This window comes from Dietzia sp. UBA5065 (assembly GCA_002415925.1).
GTDB lineage: Bacteria > Actinomycetota > Actinomycetes > Mycobacteriales > Mycobacteriaceae > Dietzia.
In genome coordinates this window covers 1-14633 of sequence record DIAZ01000090.1, presented here as the reverse complement: position 1 = coordinate 14633, position 14633 = coordinate 1, and the positions used below count along the sequence as shown (strand labels likewise).

The following is a 14633-nucleotide window of genomic DNA, read 5'->3' as shown; positions in this document are numbered from 1 at the left end:
AGATGTGTATAAGAGACAGCGGCACGTCGCAGGCGACCCCGGGGTAGGTGTTCTCGCGCCACGTCCCGCCGAAGCGGTCGGCCTTCTCGTAGATGACGAAGTCGTCGAGACCCTCTTCCGAGAGCCGATCGGCCAGTCCCATCCCGGACATGCCGCCTCCGACGATGACCACCCGTGGGGCTCTGCGGGCGTTGGACTCCACTGCTCTCTCCTCGTCGCTCACTGCTGGCCGTCCGCGCGGGAACGCGCCTCGGCGAGATGGGCATCGACCCTGGGCGCACCCCACCGGAGGATGCGCTGCATCAACCGGATGGAGGCGGACGGCCGGATCGCGGTGAGCACGGCGATCGGCCGGGTGGGGGTGGCGCTGACCACCACCTCGTTCCGCCCGGTCCGCAGACCCCGGACCACCGCTCGGCCGACGGCTGCGGGGGTCCTGGTGGCGACGCGCTCCAGGACACCGGGGGTCAGCGCCCCGGTGTAGTTGGCCCCCATTCCGGCGTCGCGGATCAACCCGGGGAAGACCGTGGTGATCGCGATCCCCTTGTCGCCCACCTCGGCGGCCAGGGCGCGGTTGAAGGCGGCGATCCCGTGCTTCGAGGCCGCGTAGCCGATCAGGTAGGGGATGGCCATCATGCCGCCGATGGAGGAGATGGTCAGGACGTGGCCGCGTCCCCGTTCGACCATCCCCGGCAGGACGGCGTGGGTGAGCAGCATCGGAGCGACGAGGTTGAGATCGACCTCGAAGGCGAGGTTCTCCGGGGTGCGGTCGTGCCACGGGGCGACGAACTCGATGCCGGCGTTGTTGATGAGGATGTCGAGCGGCCCGAGCGCCTCCTCGGCACGGCGGACGAGGTCCGACGCGGCTGCGCGATCGGTCAGGTCGGCGTCGAGTGTGGCGACCCGGACGCCACGTGAACCCAGGTCCCGGGACAGTCCGCTGAGATCGGTGCCGGGACGGTCGGTGAGGACGAGGTCCACCCCCTGCTCCGCGAGGGCGACGGCGATCGTCCGCCCCAGTCCCCCGCCGGCTCCCGTGAGGAGCGCACGTCGGCCCGCCAGGTCGGTTCGGTCCCGCAGCATCAGCATTCTCCTTGGTCGTCCGCCGCGTCCGCGGCGGAGGTCGCGCCACGATCCACGGCGCTGGTCAGGGTGAGGATCGTCGCCACGACGGCATCCGGGTCGTCGTGCATGGGTACGTGCCCGGCCCCCGGCAGCCGCGCGTGCGGGACGGCGGCCAGGAGGCCACCCTCGTTGCTCTCGGGCGGCAGGAGCCTGTCGCGGTCCCCCCAGGCCACCACGACCGGGGTCGCGCAGTCCGCGGCGATCGCGGGGAGGCGTTCGGCGATCACGGCGTCGAGGATGGGGACGAAGCCGTCACACCCGGCGAGCCCGCGCAGGAACGACGACGCGACCCGCGGATCGATCCCGGCCCCGTCCGCCGAGACATCCGCCATCAACACCCGTCGGAGAGCCGCGCTGCGGAGCAGTCCGACCATGGCGGGCGCGGCGTACTTGGCCGCGCGTTGGCTGACCCTCAGTCGCATCGAGAGCCTCGCCTCGAACCGGGAGCCGCGCTCCCACCCGCCGGCCGGGCACAGCGCGGTGACCGAGCGGGCCCGCCCCCGGGCCAGGAGTTCGAGGGCCAACCAGCCGCCGAGGGAGTTGCCGACGAAGTGCGCGGTGTCGATTCCGGCGTCGTCCAGGACGCGCTCGAGATGATCGGCGAGCTGGGCCATGCGAACGGGGCGGCGCGCATCGAGCGGCGGGCCACCGTGGTGCCCGGGAAGCGTCGGCAGGATGAGCCGATGCCGTCCGGCCAGCGGCCCGGCGACCGTGCGCCACGCGCTGGCGGTGTCGCCGATGCCGTGGATGCAGAGCAGTGGAGTGCGGTCGTCGCTCATCGACGGACACCGTCCTTCATGAGGTTCAGCGGGCGCAGTTCGAAGTCCGTCGGATCGACGTCACCCAGGCGGCGCCGCATCTCACCGGTGGACCACGGCCACATGGTGGTGTTCCTGCCCGAGTCGTCCATGAACCAGCTGGAGCACCCGCTCGCCCACACGGTGTGCGCGATCGCGTCCTGCAGCTCGTCGTTGAAGAGCCGCTGGATCTCCGGGCGGACGGTGACCGATCCCAGCGTGTGGTGGCGCGCGTAGCGCAGTAGCGTGACGAGGCGATCCACCTGGGCCTCGATGACGTCGACGATCGAGGAGTAGACGAACGAGTTGGGACCGGTCAGCAGGAACAGGTTCGGGAATCCCGCGACGGTGGTGCCGAGGTAGGCCTGCGCGCCGCCCTCGGCGAAGTACGCGCTCATCGAGCGACCCCGCCCGTCGTGGAACAGCTCGGCGACGGGTGGTGACGCGGCGTGGTACCCGGTGGCGAGGATGAGCGTGTCCACCTCGTACTCGACTCCCTCGCCGTCGACGATCGAGTGCGGCCGGATCTGGCGGACGTCTCCGTCGACAACCCGGACGTTGGGGCGGGCCAGCGTCTCGTACCAGCGGTTCGACAGCAGGATCCGCTTGCACCCCATCGCGGTGGAGACCGTCACCCGACGCCGCAGGGCCGGATCCGTGATGTGGCGGCGCATGTGGGCGGTGGAGACCCACTCGAGGGGCCGCAACACGAGCGGATGCCGAACCCCGTACGTCCCCGCTTCGAACACCAGATGCGTCAGCCGCCGCATCACCCGCTGCGCTCCGGGCAGACGCCGGTACAGCGCCCGTTCGCGGTCCCCGACGTGCCTGTCCGGCTTCGGCAGCACCCACTGCGCGGTGCGCTGGAAGATGGTCAGCGAGTCGACGAGGGGCTGGATCTCCGGGACGAACTGGATGGCCGAGGCCCCCGTCCCCAGCACCGCGACACGGCGTCCCCGCAGGTCGTGCTCGTGGTTCCACCGAGCGCTGTGGAAGAGCGTGCCCTCGAAGGTGTCGATGCCCGCGATGTCCGGCATCGACGGCCGATGCAGCGGTCCGCAGGCCGCCACCACCCACCGCGCCGTGACCGCACCGGCGGAGGTCTCGAGCCGCCACGTGAGGTCGAGGTCGTCCCAGTGCGCCGACTCGACCTTCGTGCCGAAGCGGATCAGACCGGTGACGCCCAGATCGTCGGCGGTCCGACGCAGGTAGTCGTGGATCTCCGCATTGCCCGCGTACATCCGGGTCCAGTCCGGGTTGGGCGCGAACGAATAGGAGTAGAGCGCGGAGGGGACGTCGCAGGCGCAGCCGGGATAGGTGTTCTCGCGCCACGTCCCGCCGAGCTCGTCTGCCTCCTCGAAGACCACCACGTCGCGGAATCCGGACTCGCGCAGCTTCGCGGCGGCCGCGATCCCGCCGAATCCGGCGCCGATCACCACCACCTCGTGCTCCGGGGCCACTTCTCGGGTCATGGCGAGGACGCTTACACTTATTCCCAGTGGTGGGAATGAGTGCTTCTGGAATGATCGCAGCCATGTCCGCCAGGCCCACGCAGGAGGAGCGAGTCCAGGCCTCCACCGAGGCGCTGCTCGACGCCGCCGTCAAGGTCGTGGCCGAACGCGGGTACGCGGGAGCCAGCCCGGCGCTCATCGCCGCGCACGCCGGCTTCGACAGGAAGATGGTCCACCACCGATTCGGCTCCAAGGAGGGACTGTTCCGGGCACTGTTCGAACGCAGCTTTCAGCGCCCGCTGCTCGCGCCGACCACCGCCGTGGGCGTCCCCGGGCTCGACAGGGCCGCCAACACGATGCTCGCCCTCGAGGACATGTGGCGCGACGATCCCGACTTCCTGCGCGCGATCTTCACCGTCGCCTTCCAGGTGGCGGGCACCCGATCGGAGATCGGCGACATCTTCCACACGTGGATCGCCACCGCCCGCGACGCCGTGGAACGCGCCCTCGCCGACGGCCAGCGTGACGGATCCGTCCGCCCGGACCTCGACGCCGCGCGTGCGGCACAGGCGGCGGTCGACGCCACCACCGGTCTCACCTACCGGTGGTGCCAGGAACCCGACTCCACCGACCTCGCGCTGGAACTCCGGTCCTGGGTCACCGTCGCGCGGCAACTGTTCGGCACCCGGCCCGGCTGACCGGCCCGATTCCGGGCGCTACTCGCGGTGGACCGGGGCTGCGCCGGGTCGTGGGACGTCGAAGCGGACGCGTCGACCGGAGACGTCGACCTCCGCAACCACCGCGGCGACGCGCGTCCCCGCCTCCGCTGGCCCGGTCACCTCTCCCGTCACTGGCGGATCGGCGCACCAGGCCTCGCCCGCCCGGTCCCCGGCGGGTGCCCGCAACACCACCACCGGACGCTCCTGGCCCAGCAGCCCCTCCAGGGCCAGAGCCTCCGCGAGGTCCACGCACGCGCGGTCGACCCTGCCGGCGAGTTGGTCGGACGCCGCCATCACGCCGGCCAGCTCCCTCAGCCTCGACGTGGCCCAGTCCGGGACGGGACGACCGGCGTGGAGGGCCAGGCAGATCTCGGTGCCGTAGCGGTCGACCACCCGGCGCAGCGGGGCGGTCACGTGCGCATACACACCGCCGATCCCCGCGTGCCCCAGGTCGTCCGCCGCGCTCCCCGGGCCGACGACGGTGTACGCGGCCCCCCGGAGCGCGGTGGTGGCCTCGCGCATCATCGCCATCCCCGCCGGGGTGTTGGGGTCGACACGGTCGAGCATGGTGCCCAGCCCCTCCGACGACGACCACGCCAGGCCGAGCGCCTCGGCCGTGCGTCGCAACCCGGCGACCACCCCGTCGGGGGCCCCGGGCAGGGTCCGCACCAGACCGTGCCCGCCGGCGACCATGAGCTGCGCCGCGGCGCGCCCCACGAGCAGGGACATCTGCGCGTTCCACTCGTCGGCCGCGACGCGCGGCTCGATGGCCAGCGTCCAGCCCCACTCCGACCCGACCACCTCCTGCGCCGGCAACCGGAGCGAGATGGCGCCCGACCTGACCCCCCGGAGGCGGAGCCGGTCACCGACCAGTGGTAGCGCCGCGATGGACGGGTGGAGTCGACCCGTGTCGGCGTCGGCCTGCACGCCCGCGTAGTCGAGCCTGGCGGTGTTGCGCACCAGGGCCCGCCCCACCTCGACGGCCACCGTCTCCCCCTCGGGGTCCACCTCGACGGACCACACCACCGCGGGTCGCGTCTCGCCGGGAAGGAGGCTGCCCGACCCCTCGGACAGGGACCGCGGGTGCAGGGGAACCGAGCCGTCCGGGAGGTAGAGGGTCTGTCCGCGCCGCAGCGACTCGGTCTCGAGCGCCGACCCCGGCTCGATCACGGCGCCCACGTCGGCGATCGCGTAGCGGACCCGGTGTCCCCGGTCGGTCGCCTCGATGTGGACCGCCTGATCGAGGTCGCGCGCGCCGGGAGGGTCGATGCTCACGAACGGGATGGCGGTCAGGTCGACCCGGGAGCCCGCCTCGCGGTCCGACGCCGTCTCCGCCTGGCGCAGCACGTCCTCCGGGAACTCCCCCGGGAGCCCGAACTCCGCCCGGAGCGCGCCGAAGTCGATGGCGTCCGCGTGCAGGATCATTCCGGCCTCCTCGCCGCTGGGGTGCGTGGTCCACCATGCCGGACGGGGAGGGACCGCGGGAGCGTTGCGAACGAGTCGGCCTGTAAGCCGGATCCTGTGCCCTCCGCGAAGGGAGGGCGACGACCATCCATCTGGACACACCGTCACCGGGTGCCTCGAGCGGTCCACCCGCGGACTCGGGCGAGCAGCCCTTCACGGTGCATCGCTGCACCACATCCGCGCAGCCGCACCCTCGCGGGTGCGGCCTTCGACCTTGCTCCGGGCGGGGTTTACCGAGCCGCCCCGGTCACCCGGGGCGCTGGTGCGCTCTTACCGCACCGTTTCACCCTTACCGCGCTCGAGAGCGCGGCGGTCTGTTCTCTGTGGCACTGATCCCGCGGGTCACCCCGGGTTGCCGTTAGCAACCGCCCTGCTCTGTGGAGTCCGGACTTTCCTCGGGCCGGGGCCTGCTCGCCTCACGGCGTCGGTTCCCCCGTCCGCGGCCGTCCGGCCGACTCGTTCGATCGCAGAGTCTAGTCGAGATGCGAGGTGTCGTTGACCAGGTGCACCGAGGTCGGGCCGTCCGGGTAGAAACGGACGTCCGACACCGACGCCAGGTCCAGGTGCAGGCGGAAGAGCAGCTCGTCGCCGACGCCCAGTCCCGCCTGGATCACGAGTTTGATGGGCGTGACGTGGCTGACCACGGCCACCACACCGCCCGGGCGGTCCTCGACGATCCTCCTGAGCCCCCGCTCGACGCGGGCGCGGACCGCCGCGAAGCTCTCTCCCCCCGGCGGCGGGACGGACACGTCCCCCAGCCAACGGGCGTGCAACTCCGGGTCCTGCTCGGCGGCCTCCCGGAAGGTCAGCCCCTCCCACCGCCCGAAATCGGTCTCGATGAGGTCGTCCTCCACCACGAGGGGCACCCCCGCGGCCTCGGCGGCACGCTCGGCCGTGCCGAGGCATCTGCCCAGCGGGGACGAGACGACCGCGGCCAGATGCGGGATCGACGCCAGTCGCCCGGCGGTCCGCTCGGCCTGGACCACTCCCAGGTCGGTGAGCTCGGGGTCACCCTGACCCGAGTAGCGCCGGTCCACGGACAGAGGGGTCTGGCCGTGCCGGGCCAGGACGATCCGGGTGGGCCGGCCGGTGGCGCCGGTCCAGCCGGGCCCACCGCTCACGAGTTGTCCGTGCGGACGACGATCACGCCGCACTCCGGGCAGGTCAGGACGTCGTCCGTGGGCGCGGACCGGAAGGTGGACACGGCGCTCCGGCTGAGGTCCATGGCGCAGGCCGAGCAGCGCCCACCGTTGAGGATCGCCGCTCCCACCCCGGCCTCCTCGGCGCTACGGGCGTAGAGCGCGAGGAGCTCGGCCGGGAGGCCCTCCGCCTCCCGCGCACGCTCCGCGGTCGTCGCGGTGACGGCGTCCTCGAGCTCGGCGAGGGCGGTGTCCCGGACCGTGACCGCCATGCCCAGCCGGGCATCGAGATCGGTGATGACGGCGCCGGAGTGGCGCACGTCCGCCTCGACGGCCTCGTGGCGCTCGGTCAGCTCGGCGAGCTCGGCCGTGAGGGACTCCTCGCGGCGGGCGAGCGAGCCGAGCTCGTACTCGAGCTCGGTGGCCTGGCGCTCGGACAACCCGCCGGCGGCCACCAGACCGGAATCGCTCTCGCGGCGCCGCCGGACGGCGTCGAGGTCCGATCGCAACTTGGCGATCGCACGATCCAGGTCCTCCACGTGGATGCGGGCCCGCGCCGCGGACTCCACGGCCGCGCGGCGCTCCGCCTCGAGCCCGTCCAGCGCGGCCTGCTCCGGGAGCGCGGTCCGACGGTGCGCCAGACCGCCCAGGCGCAGGTCGAGTTCGGCGATGTCGACGAGTCGACGCTGGTCGTGGGGATCGGCCTTCATGAGGGCCAAGACTACCGCCCGCGGACCCCTCCCCCCGACGCCGCCGTCCACGGGTCGGTTCGCAGCGCGCACACGGTCGCCGTCACCCCGGCCTGCTCCTCGAGAAGCGCCGCGGCCTGAGCGCACCACGGGAACTCGAGAGCCCAGTGCGCGGCGTCCACCAGCATCGGGCCGCCCCCGCGGAGGTGCTCGTCCACCACGTGGTGACGCAGGTCACCGGTGAGGTAGACGTCGGCGCCCGCCGCCCGCGCGGCGCCCAGCAGCGAGTCGCCGGAGCCCCCGCACAGCGCGACCCGCCGGATCTCGGCCTGGGGGTCACCGGCCGCGCGGACACCCCAGAGGGTCTCGGGGAGCCGGGAGCCCACCAGCTCGGTGAACTCGGCCAACGTCATGGGGTGCTCGAGTTCGCAGATCCGGCCGAGGCCGGTGTCCTCCGGCCCCGGGCCGGGGCCGGCGTGGTTGACCAGGACGTCCATGGCGGGTACCTCATACGGGTGCGCGGCCGTGACCGCGCGGCGGACCGCCGACCTGAGTTCCGGCGGCGCCACGAACTCCACCCTCGTCTCGGAGACGCTCTCGGGCTCACCGACCGTGCCGAGGGCGGGATCCGTTCCGTCACCGGGCCGGAACCGTCCGGTTCCCGGAACGGAGAACGAACACTCGGTGTACCCGCTCATCCGGCCGGCCCCGGCGGCGAACACGGCGTGCAGCAGATCCTCGACGTCGTCGTGGGGCACCGTCACCACCCACCGGTCCACGGTGCCGTCACCGGTCGGCGACAGCGGTGGGCCCGGCGTCAGGCCGAGCGTCTCGGCGAGGGCGTCGTTGACCCCGGGACGGGCGGCGTCCGCGTTGGTGTGGGCGGAGTACAGCGCGCAACCGCCCTCGATGAGCCGGTGGAGCATCCGCCCCTTGGGGGTGTCCGCAGCGACCGAGTGAACCGCCTTCAGCAACGGCGGATGGTGCACGAGCAGCAGGTCCGCACCGGCGCCGAGCGCGTGGTCGACCACCGCGTCGGTCGCGTCGACGGCCACCACGACCGTCCCGATCACCGCTGCGGGGTCACCCGCGACCAGCCCGACGCGGTCCCACGACTCCGCCAACCGCGGTGGGTACGCGCGCTCCAGGAGGTCGATCACGTCGGCCAGCGTGGGCCTTCCTGAGCTCATCGTCGTCCTTCCCGCCCGCCCCGCCACGCGCGGACGAGGTCGACCACCATCGTGCACCCGCCGCCGACGGTGCCCGGCGGGATCCGCCAACAACGCCGGCCCACCGGTCGTGCGGCCGTCCCGCGCCCTGATGGGGTGGCCGCCACTCCCCGGGCGATACCCTGGAGCAATGCGGACTCTCCGGCGTTTCATCAGTCCCGGATGGGTGATCGGCCTGCTCGGCGTGATCCTGTTCGCCTGGGCCTGCTTCGCGCTGCTGGCCCCGTGGCAGCTCGGCAAGAGCGACGACCTGGACGCCCGGAACGCGCGCCTCGCCGAATCCGTCCAGGCCGACCCCGCCCCCCTCGCCCAGGTGGTCGACGACCCCGGCGGGTACGTGGATCGCGAGTGGCGACTGGTGACCCTGGAGGGGCGCTGGCAGCCCGACGCCGAGGCCCTCCTCCGGCTCCGCTCGGTGGACGGCGAGCCCGTCTACCAGGTCCTCACCGTGTTCGATCCCGACGAGGGCGGCGACATCCTGGTCAACCGCGGGGTCGTCCCGGTCGGCGAGAACAACACCGTCCCCGCCTTCCCCGCGGCACCGGGTGGCGAGGTGGGGATCACCGCCCGGGTCCGCGCGACCGAGGCCGGGCAGGCCGAGCCGGTGGTGGTGGACGGCTTCCCGGCGGTCCGCGTGGTGGACCCGGTGGTCATCGGCGGCACCCTCGGGCACGACCTCGTTCCGCAGGGGTACCTCCAGCTGGTCGGCGGACAGCCCGGATCGCTGACCCCCGCCCCGATCCCGGGGATCGAGAGCGGCCCCTACCTCTCCTACGGACTGCAGTGGCTGGCGTTCGGAATCCTCGCGCCCCTCGCCCTCGGGTATTTCGCCTGGGCCGAGATCCGGGCCCGGCGCCGCGACGCCGAGCGGGACGAACCCCGCGCCTCCGGAACCCCCGACGGCAGCCCCGCCCCGGACAGCCGCCACGACGTCCCGGCGGGGAACCCCGCCTCCCCCGCCGACGTCGAGGTCGACGCCCGCGCCCGCGCGATGCGCGCCCGCTACGGGGACCGCGACGACGCCGAGCACCGCCGCGCCTTCAAGCGCGCGGATCGCCTGCGCGGCTAGGGGCTGGTCCCACACCACGAGATCGAGGTCCCCGCGACCGCGATCTCCTCACCCGGCCGCGTCCCCGACGAGTGGGTGCGCCGGATGCCCATGGGTGCGCGCGGAGGGAATCGAACCCCCGACCGCTGGTGTGTAAGACCAGAGCTCTAACCGCTGAGCTACGCGCGCGCGAACACCGGCGCGACGAGCGCGCCGGTGTCGGTCAGATTAACCCATCGGGGAGGCCGTCTCGGCACGGGACGCCTCCGCCTCCCGGGGCCCCGTCACTTCCGCGGGATGCTGTTCTTACGCAGGGCGAGTCGGCTGCCCGCCCAGTCCCCGAGGGCCACGGTCCGGGTCTGGAGCATCCCGGCCGTCTGCGCCGACTCGGCGATCACCGAGGGTTCGACATGACCGTCGATCCCCGTCTTGGGGGTGAGAACCCACACGGAGCCCTCCTCCGCGAGCGGGGTCACGACGTCCATGAGCCGGTCCACGAGGTCACCATCACCGTCGCGCCACCAGAGCAGGACGGCGTCGACGACCTCGTCGGTGTCCTCCTCGAGCAACTCCGATCCGACGGCGTCCTCGACGGCCTCACTGATCGCCTCGTCACAGTCGGAATCCCATCCGACCTCCTGAACGAGCATGTCCTTCGTCAGTTCGAGCTGAACAGCTACCTGCTCCGCTCCGCCCTGCTGGTTCGCCGCGGCGACCACCGTGGTGTTCCTCCCTCGTATCCGGGTTGTTCTTCTCGGTCCTTCGCTGACCAGGAACACTACCCGCGTGCCTCCCCAGGGGAAACGAGTACCGCCCATTTGGCCGGTCGGCACCTCGCCTCGTGTCGCACGTCACCGTGTGGGGCACAATCGGGGACGGACGTGTGTCGGCCACCGGCCCACGCTCTGCCACCCGGCGATCCGCCCCACACCCGCGGCGCGTCAGGTCGGCCGGACCCTGCACCCCGACATGTGCGCGCACCCCACCGGGTGGCCGCCGCACGCATCGCAGAAGCGAGGACGAGACGTATGACCGAGACCGTAGGACCCAGGGATGGTTCAGCGCCCACCAACGTGCCCGTCCTCCGGGAGGGGGTCGCCTCCTACCTCGCGGATTCGGATCCCGAGGAGACCCAGGAGTGGATGGACTCGCTCGACGGCATGCTCGCCGAGGCGGGCCCCGAGCGCGCGCGGTACCTCATGCTCCGGCTGCTCGAACGCGCCTCGAAGCAGCGTGTCCCCCTGCCCGCGCTCACCTCGACGGACTACGTCAACACGATCCCCACCAGTCTCGAGCCCGATTTCCCGGGAGAGGAGTCGGTCGAGCGCACCTACCGTCGGTGGATCCGCTGGAACGCGGCCATCATGGTGCACCGTGCACAGCGACCGGGCATCGGTGTGGGCGGCCACATCTCCACCTATGCGGGGGCGGCTCCGCTCTACGAGGTCGGATACAACCACTTCTTCCGCGGCAAGGATCATCCCGGCGGCGGTGACCACGTCTTCTTCCAGGGCCACGCCTCCCCCGGGATGTACGCCCGCGCCTACCTCGAGGGTCGCCTCCGCGAGCACGACCTCGACGGATTCCGGCAGGAGAAGAGCCACCCGGGCCGCTCCCTGCCCTCCTACCCCCATCCCCGATCGCTCCCCGAGTTCTGGGAGTTCCCCACCGTCTCGATGGGCCTCGGTCCGCTCAACGCCATCTACCAGGCGCGGTTCAACCGCTACCTGCACCACCGCGGGATCAAGGACACCTCGCAGCAGCATGTGTGGGCATTCCTCGGGGACGGCGAGATGGACGAGGTGGAATCGCGCGGCGCCCTCCAGGTGGCCGCCAACGACGCACTCGACAACCTCACCTTTGTCATCAACTGCAACCTGCAACGCCTCGACGGTCCGGTCCGGGGCAACGGGCAGATCATCCAGGAGCTGGAGTCCTACTTCAACGGTGCCGGCTGGAACGTCATCAAGGTGGTCTGGGGTCGCGAGTGGGACGCCCTCTTCGAGAGGGACACCGACGGCGCGCTCGTCTCACTGATGAACTCCGTCTCCGACGGGGACTACCAGACCTTCCGCGCCAACGACGGCGCCTGGATCCGCGAGCACTTCTTCGGCCGCGACCCACGGACGGCGAAGCTGGTCGAGGACATGTCGGACGACGAGATCTGGGCGTTGCGCCGGGGCGGTCACGACTACCGCAAGATCCATGCCGCGTACAAGGCCGCCCTCGAGCACACCGGGCAACCGACGGTCATCCTCGCCCACACCATCAAGGGATTCGGTCTGGGCCAGAACTTCGAGGGGCGCAACGCGACGCACCAGATGAAGAAGCTCACGCTCGACGACCTCAAGCTGTTCCGCGACAACCAGCTCATCCCCATCACCGACGAGGAGCTGGAGGCGGACCCCACGCTGCCGCCCTACTACAACCCGGGGCCGAACTCGCCGGAGATCCGCTACCTGCTCGAGCGCAGGTCCGCGCTCGGCGGACACGTCCCCGAACGACGCCAGACCTTCACCCCGCTCTCCGTGCCGGGAATCGACTCTCTGGCCTCGCTCCGCAAGGGCTCGGGGAAGCAGTCGGTGGCCACCACGATGGCCCTGGTGAGGACCATCAAGGAGCTCATGAGGGACGAGTCCCTGCGCAACCGTTTCGTCCCGATCATCCCGGACGAAGCCCGCACCTTCGGCATGGACTCGTGGTTCCCGACGCTGAAGATCTACAACCCGCACGGGCAGAACTACACCTCGGTCGACCACGACCTCATGCTGAGCTACAACGAGGCCAAGGACGGCCAGATCATGCACGAGGGGATCAGCGAGGCCGGCTCGGTGGCGGAGTTCACCGCCGCCGGGACCGCGTACGCGACCCATGGTCAACCCATGATCCCGCTGTACATCTTCTACTCGATGTTCGGTTTCCAGCGCACCGGCGACGGCATCTGGGCCGCCACCGACCAGCTCGCCCGCGGCTTCCTGCTCGGTGCGACCGCCGGGCGTACCACCCTCACCGGTGAGGGGCTGCAGCACATGGACGGCCATTCGCCACTGCTCGCCGCCACCAACCCGGGCGTCGTCTCGTACGACCCGGCCTGGGGCTTCGAGTTGGTCCACATCATGCGTGCGGGCATCGAGCGGATGTACGGGCCCGGGTCCGCCCACGAGACGGAGACCGACGGCATCGACCGGAACGTCTCGTACTACATCACCCTGTACAACGAGCCCGTGCCGCAGCCCGCCGAGCCGGAGAATCTGGACGCCGAGGCCCTCCTGCGCGGCCTCTACCTGTTCCGCGCAGCGGGGCAGGGGTCGCGCAGGGCGTCGATCCTCGCCTCCGGCGTGGCGATGTACGCGGCCGTGGAGGCCCAGCGGGTCCTCGCGGAGAAGTGGGACGTCGCGGCAGACCTCTGGTCGGCGACGTCGTGGAACGAACTGGCCCGCGACGGCTTCGAGTGCGAGCGCCATGCCCTCCGCCACCCGGACCAGCAGGCGCGCATCCCGTTCGTCACCGCCGCGCTGCAGACCAGCGAGGGGCCGAAGGTGGCCGTGAGCGACTTCCAGAAGGCGATCCCCGAGCAGATCCGCGGCTGGGTCCCCGGTGATTTCACGGTCCTGGGCACGGATGGATTCGGATTCTCCGACACCCGCCCCGCCGCCCGTCGCTACTTCAACACCGATGCCGAGTCGATCATCGTCGCGGTCCTGGCCGGCCTGGTCCGCGAGGGCAGTATGGAGAAGCGCACGCTGATCGAGGCCGCCCGCCTCTACCGGATCGACGACGTCATGGCCGCGCCCGAGCCCACCACGGACCCCGGAGTGGCGTGACCGAGACGACGCAGCCCGAGCCCCAGGCCGGGACGGCCGCGCCGCCGCCGCGGAAGCGGGCCGCGCCCCGGCTCGCGCCGGATGAGCGGCCGGTCTCCGATGCGCTCCTCAAGCGCATCACCCGGTACTCGGGCACCCTGTCGACCGAAGCCGTCCGGGCACTGGAGCTGGAGCTGCCCTTCTTCGCCGAACTATCAGCAGACCAGCGCGCCGAGATCCAGTTGATCATCCAGAGCGCCGTGCGGGACTTCGTCACCTGGATGCGCAACCCCGAGGCTCAGCACTCCGACACGATCGCCGGGTTCAAGCCGCTGCCCAAGGGACTCGGTCAGGGGCTGTCCCTACAGCAGACCGTGCAGCTCATCCGGTCCACCTGTGAGTACTTCGAGTTGGTGATGCCGAAGATCACCCACAACGAGCGCCAGCGCGGGCTCATGATCAACGCGGTCCTCAAGTTCGGACGGGAACTCGGCTTCACCGCCGCGTCCGTCTACGCGGCCGCCGCCGAGAACCGCGGCGCGTGGGACACGCGGATGGAGGCGATGTTGGTCGACGCGGTCGTCCGCGGGGACCGTCACGCCGATCTCGCCTCCGGGGCCTCCGCCCTCAACTGGGATCCGACCACGGCTGCGACGGTGATCGTCGGACGCCCGCGGGAGGACCTCGTGCTGGCCTCCGTCCCGGCCGTGCACAGGGCCGCCGTCTCGGCCGGCCGGCAGGCGCTCGCCGTCGTGCAGGGAGCCCGCCTCGTCGTCATCCTCTCCGGGGAGCTCGACTCCGCCTCGTCGGTCCCGCAATCGGTCCTCGACGCGTTCTCCCCCGATGCCCCGGTGGTCGTCGGGCACACGGTGAGCTCCCTGGCCGAGGCCCCCGACAGCGCGGCGGAGGCCATCGCCGGGGTGGCGGCGGCGAGTGGGTGGCCGGGCGCCCCTCGCCCGGTCGCGGCGATCGACCTCCTCCCGGAGCGTGTCCTGGGCGGCGACCGGGGGGCCGCGCAGATGCTCGTCGAGCGGATCGTCACCCCGCTCCGCGGAGCCGACAGCTCACTCGAGGAGACCCTGAGGGCCTACCTCGATTCGGGTGGCCACGTCGAGGCGTGCGCGCGCGGGTTGTACGTCCACCCCAATACCTGTCTCTTATACACATCT

Annotated in this window: 12 protein-coding genes, 1 tRNA gene, 1 other RNA gene and 1 pseudogene; 4 read left to right on the top strand and 11 right to left on the bottom strand. The window is 71.7% G+C overall.

Annotation, left to right across the window (positions count from 1 at the left end; translation table 11 throughout):
* From B4M60_RS06910 to B4M60_RS06895, 4 genes are all read right to left on the bottom strand, one after another.
* Window positions 1-223 (bottom strand): NAD(P)-binding protein (locus B4M60_RS06910; protein WP_414646756.1); only part of this gene is annotated, 223 nt, incomplete at its 3' end.
* Window positions 220-1083: an SDR family NAD(P)-dependent oxidoreductase gene (locus B4M60_RS06905; protein WP_291081536.1), complete on the bottom strand. Its 864-nt coding sequence runs from the start codon at window positions 1081-1083 to the stop codon at window positions 220-222. The genes B4M60_RS06910 and B4M60_RS06905, both read right to left, overlap by 4 nt.
* On the bottom strand, window positions 1083-1904 hold the full coding sequence (locus B4M60_RS06900; RefSeq protein WP_291081534.1) for an alpha/beta fold hydrolase: 822 nt from the start codon (window positions 1902-1904) through the stop codon (window positions 1083-1085). The genes B4M60_RS06905 and B4M60_RS06900 overlap by 1 nt, the downstream gene beginning before the upstream one ends.
* On the bottom strand, window positions 1901-3394 hold the full coding sequence (locus tag B4M60_RS06895; protein WP_291081533.1) for a flavin-containing monooxygenase: 1494 nt from the start codon (window positions 3392-3394) through the stop codon (window positions 1901-1903). The genes B4M60_RS06900 and B4M60_RS06895 overlap by 4 nt, the downstream gene beginning before the upstream one ends.
* A gap of 62 nt (window positions 3395-3456) precedes the next feature.
* On the opposite strand from B4M60_RS06895, the gene B4M60_RS06890 reads away from it, so the two are divergent.
* A complete protein-coding gene (locus tag B4M60_RS06890; protein WP_291081532.1) occupies window positions 3457-4071 on the top strand; it encodes a TetR/AcrR family transcriptional regulator in 615 nt (204 codons plus the stop codon).
* Window positions 4072-4089: 18 nt separating this feature from the next.
* Here the strand turns inward: B4M60_RS06890 and B4M60_RS06885 are convergent, their stop codons facing one another.
* The 5 genes and pseudogenes from B4M60_RS06885 to B4M60_RS06865 form a co-directional block, all read right to left on the bottom strand.
* Window positions 4090-5517 (bottom strand): ribonuclease catalytic domain-containing protein, encoded by a 1428-nt coding sequence (locus tag B4M60_RS06885; protein ID WP_291081531.1) that lies wholly within the window; start codon window positions 5515-5517, stop codon window positions 4090-4092.
* A 67-nt stretch (window positions 5518-5584) separates the two neighbouring features.
* An RNA gene (gene rnpB / locus B4M60_RS06880) (RNase P RNA component class A) lies at window positions 5585-6015 on the bottom strand.
* A gap of 14 nt (window positions 6016-6029) precedes the next feature.
* A pseudogene (locus tag B4M60_RS06875) lies at window positions 6030-6665 on the bottom strand (histidine phosphatase family protein); the annotation flags it as partial.
* Window positions 6666-6673: 8 nt separating this feature from the next.
* Window positions 6674-7405 (bottom strand): zinc ribbon domain-containing protein, encoded by a 732-nt coding sequence (locus B4M60_RS06870; protein WP_291081527.1) that lies wholly within the window; start codon window positions 7403-7405, stop codon window positions 6674-6676.
* Window positions 7406-7416: 11 nt separating this feature from the next.
* Window positions 7417-8574, bottom strand: a complete 1158-nt coding sequence (locus B4M60_RS06865; RefSeq protein ID WP_291081525.1) for a Nif3-like dinuclear metal center hexameric protein — start codon at window positions 8572-8574, stop codon at window positions 7417-7419.
* A 169-nt stretch (window positions 8575-8743) separates the two neighbouring features.
* Here B4M60_RS06865 and B4M60_RS06860 point away from each other — a divergent pair, with 169 nt between their 5' ends.
* Complete coding sequence (locus B4M60_RS06860) at window positions 8744-9682, top strand: SURF1 family protein (protein WP_291081523.1); 939 nt, start codon at window positions 8744-8746, stop codon at window positions 9680-9682.
* 95 nt (window positions 9683-9777) lie between these two features.
* Here B4M60_RS06860 and B4M60_RS06855 read toward each other — a convergent pair.
* Together B4M60_RS06855 and B4M60_RS06850 are read right to left on the bottom strand one after the other, a co-directional pair.
* Window positions 9778-9850: transfer RNA gene (locus tag B4M60_RS06855), tRNA-Val, on the bottom strand.
* A 95-nt stretch (window positions 9851-9945) separates the two neighbouring features.
* Complete coding sequence (locus tag B4M60_RS06850) at window positions 9946-10380, bottom strand: DUF3052 domain-containing protein (protein ID WP_291081521.1); 435 nt, start codon at window positions 10378-10380, stop codon at window positions 9946-9948.
* Window positions 10381-10689: 309 nt separating this feature from the next.
* Between B4M60_RS06850 and aceE the strand changes: the two genes are divergently transcribed.
* Window positions 10690-13485, top strand: a complete 2796-nt coding sequence (gene aceE / locus B4M60_RS06845; RefSeq protein ID WP_291081520.1) for a pyruvate dehydrogenase (acetyl-transferring), homodimeric type — start codon at window positions 10690-10692, stop codon at window positions 13483-13485.
* Window positions 13482-14633 (top strand): PucR family transcriptional regulator (locus B4M60_RS06840; protein WP_291081519.1); only part of this gene is annotated, 1152 nt, incomplete at its 3' end. The genes aceE and B4M60_RS06840, both read left to right, overlap by 4 nt.

Coding starts and splice junctions, on each gene's coding strand:
- B4M60_RS06905 (WP_291081536.1), bottom strand. CDS start 1,083: ATGCTGCGGGACCGAACCGACCTGGCGGGCCGACGTGCGCTCCTCACG.
- B4M60_RS06900 (WP_291081534.1), bottom strand. CDS start 1,904: ATGAGCGACGACCGCACTCCACTGCTCTGCATCCACGGCATCGGCGAC.
- B4M60_RS06895 (WP_291081533.1), bottom strand. CDS start 3,394: ATGACCCGAGAAGTGGCCCCGGAGCACGAGGTGGTGGTGATCGGCGCC.
- B4M60_RS06890 (WP_291081532.1), top strand. CDS start 3,457: ATGTCCGCCAGGCCCACGCAGGAGGAGCGAGTCCAGGCCTCCACCGAG.
- B4M60_RS06885 (WP_291081531.1), bottom strand. CDS start 5,517: ATGATCCTGCACGCGGACGCCATCGACTTCGGCGCGCTCCGGGCGGAG.
- B4M60_RS06870 (WP_291081527.1), bottom strand. CDS start 7,405: ATGAAGGCCGATCCCCACGACCAGCGTCGACTCGTCGACATCGCCGAA.
- B4M60_RS06865 (WP_291081525.1), bottom strand. CDS start 8,574: ATGAGCTCAGGAAGGCCCACGCTGGCCGACGTGATCGACCTCCTGGAG.
- B4M60_RS06860 (WP_291081523.1), top strand. CDS start 8,744: ATGCGGACTCTCCGGCGTTTCATCAGTCCCGGATGGGTGATCGGCCTG.
- aceE (WP_291081520.1), top strand. CDS start 10,690: ATGACCGAGACCGTAGGACCCAGGGATGGTTCAGCGCCCACCAACGTG.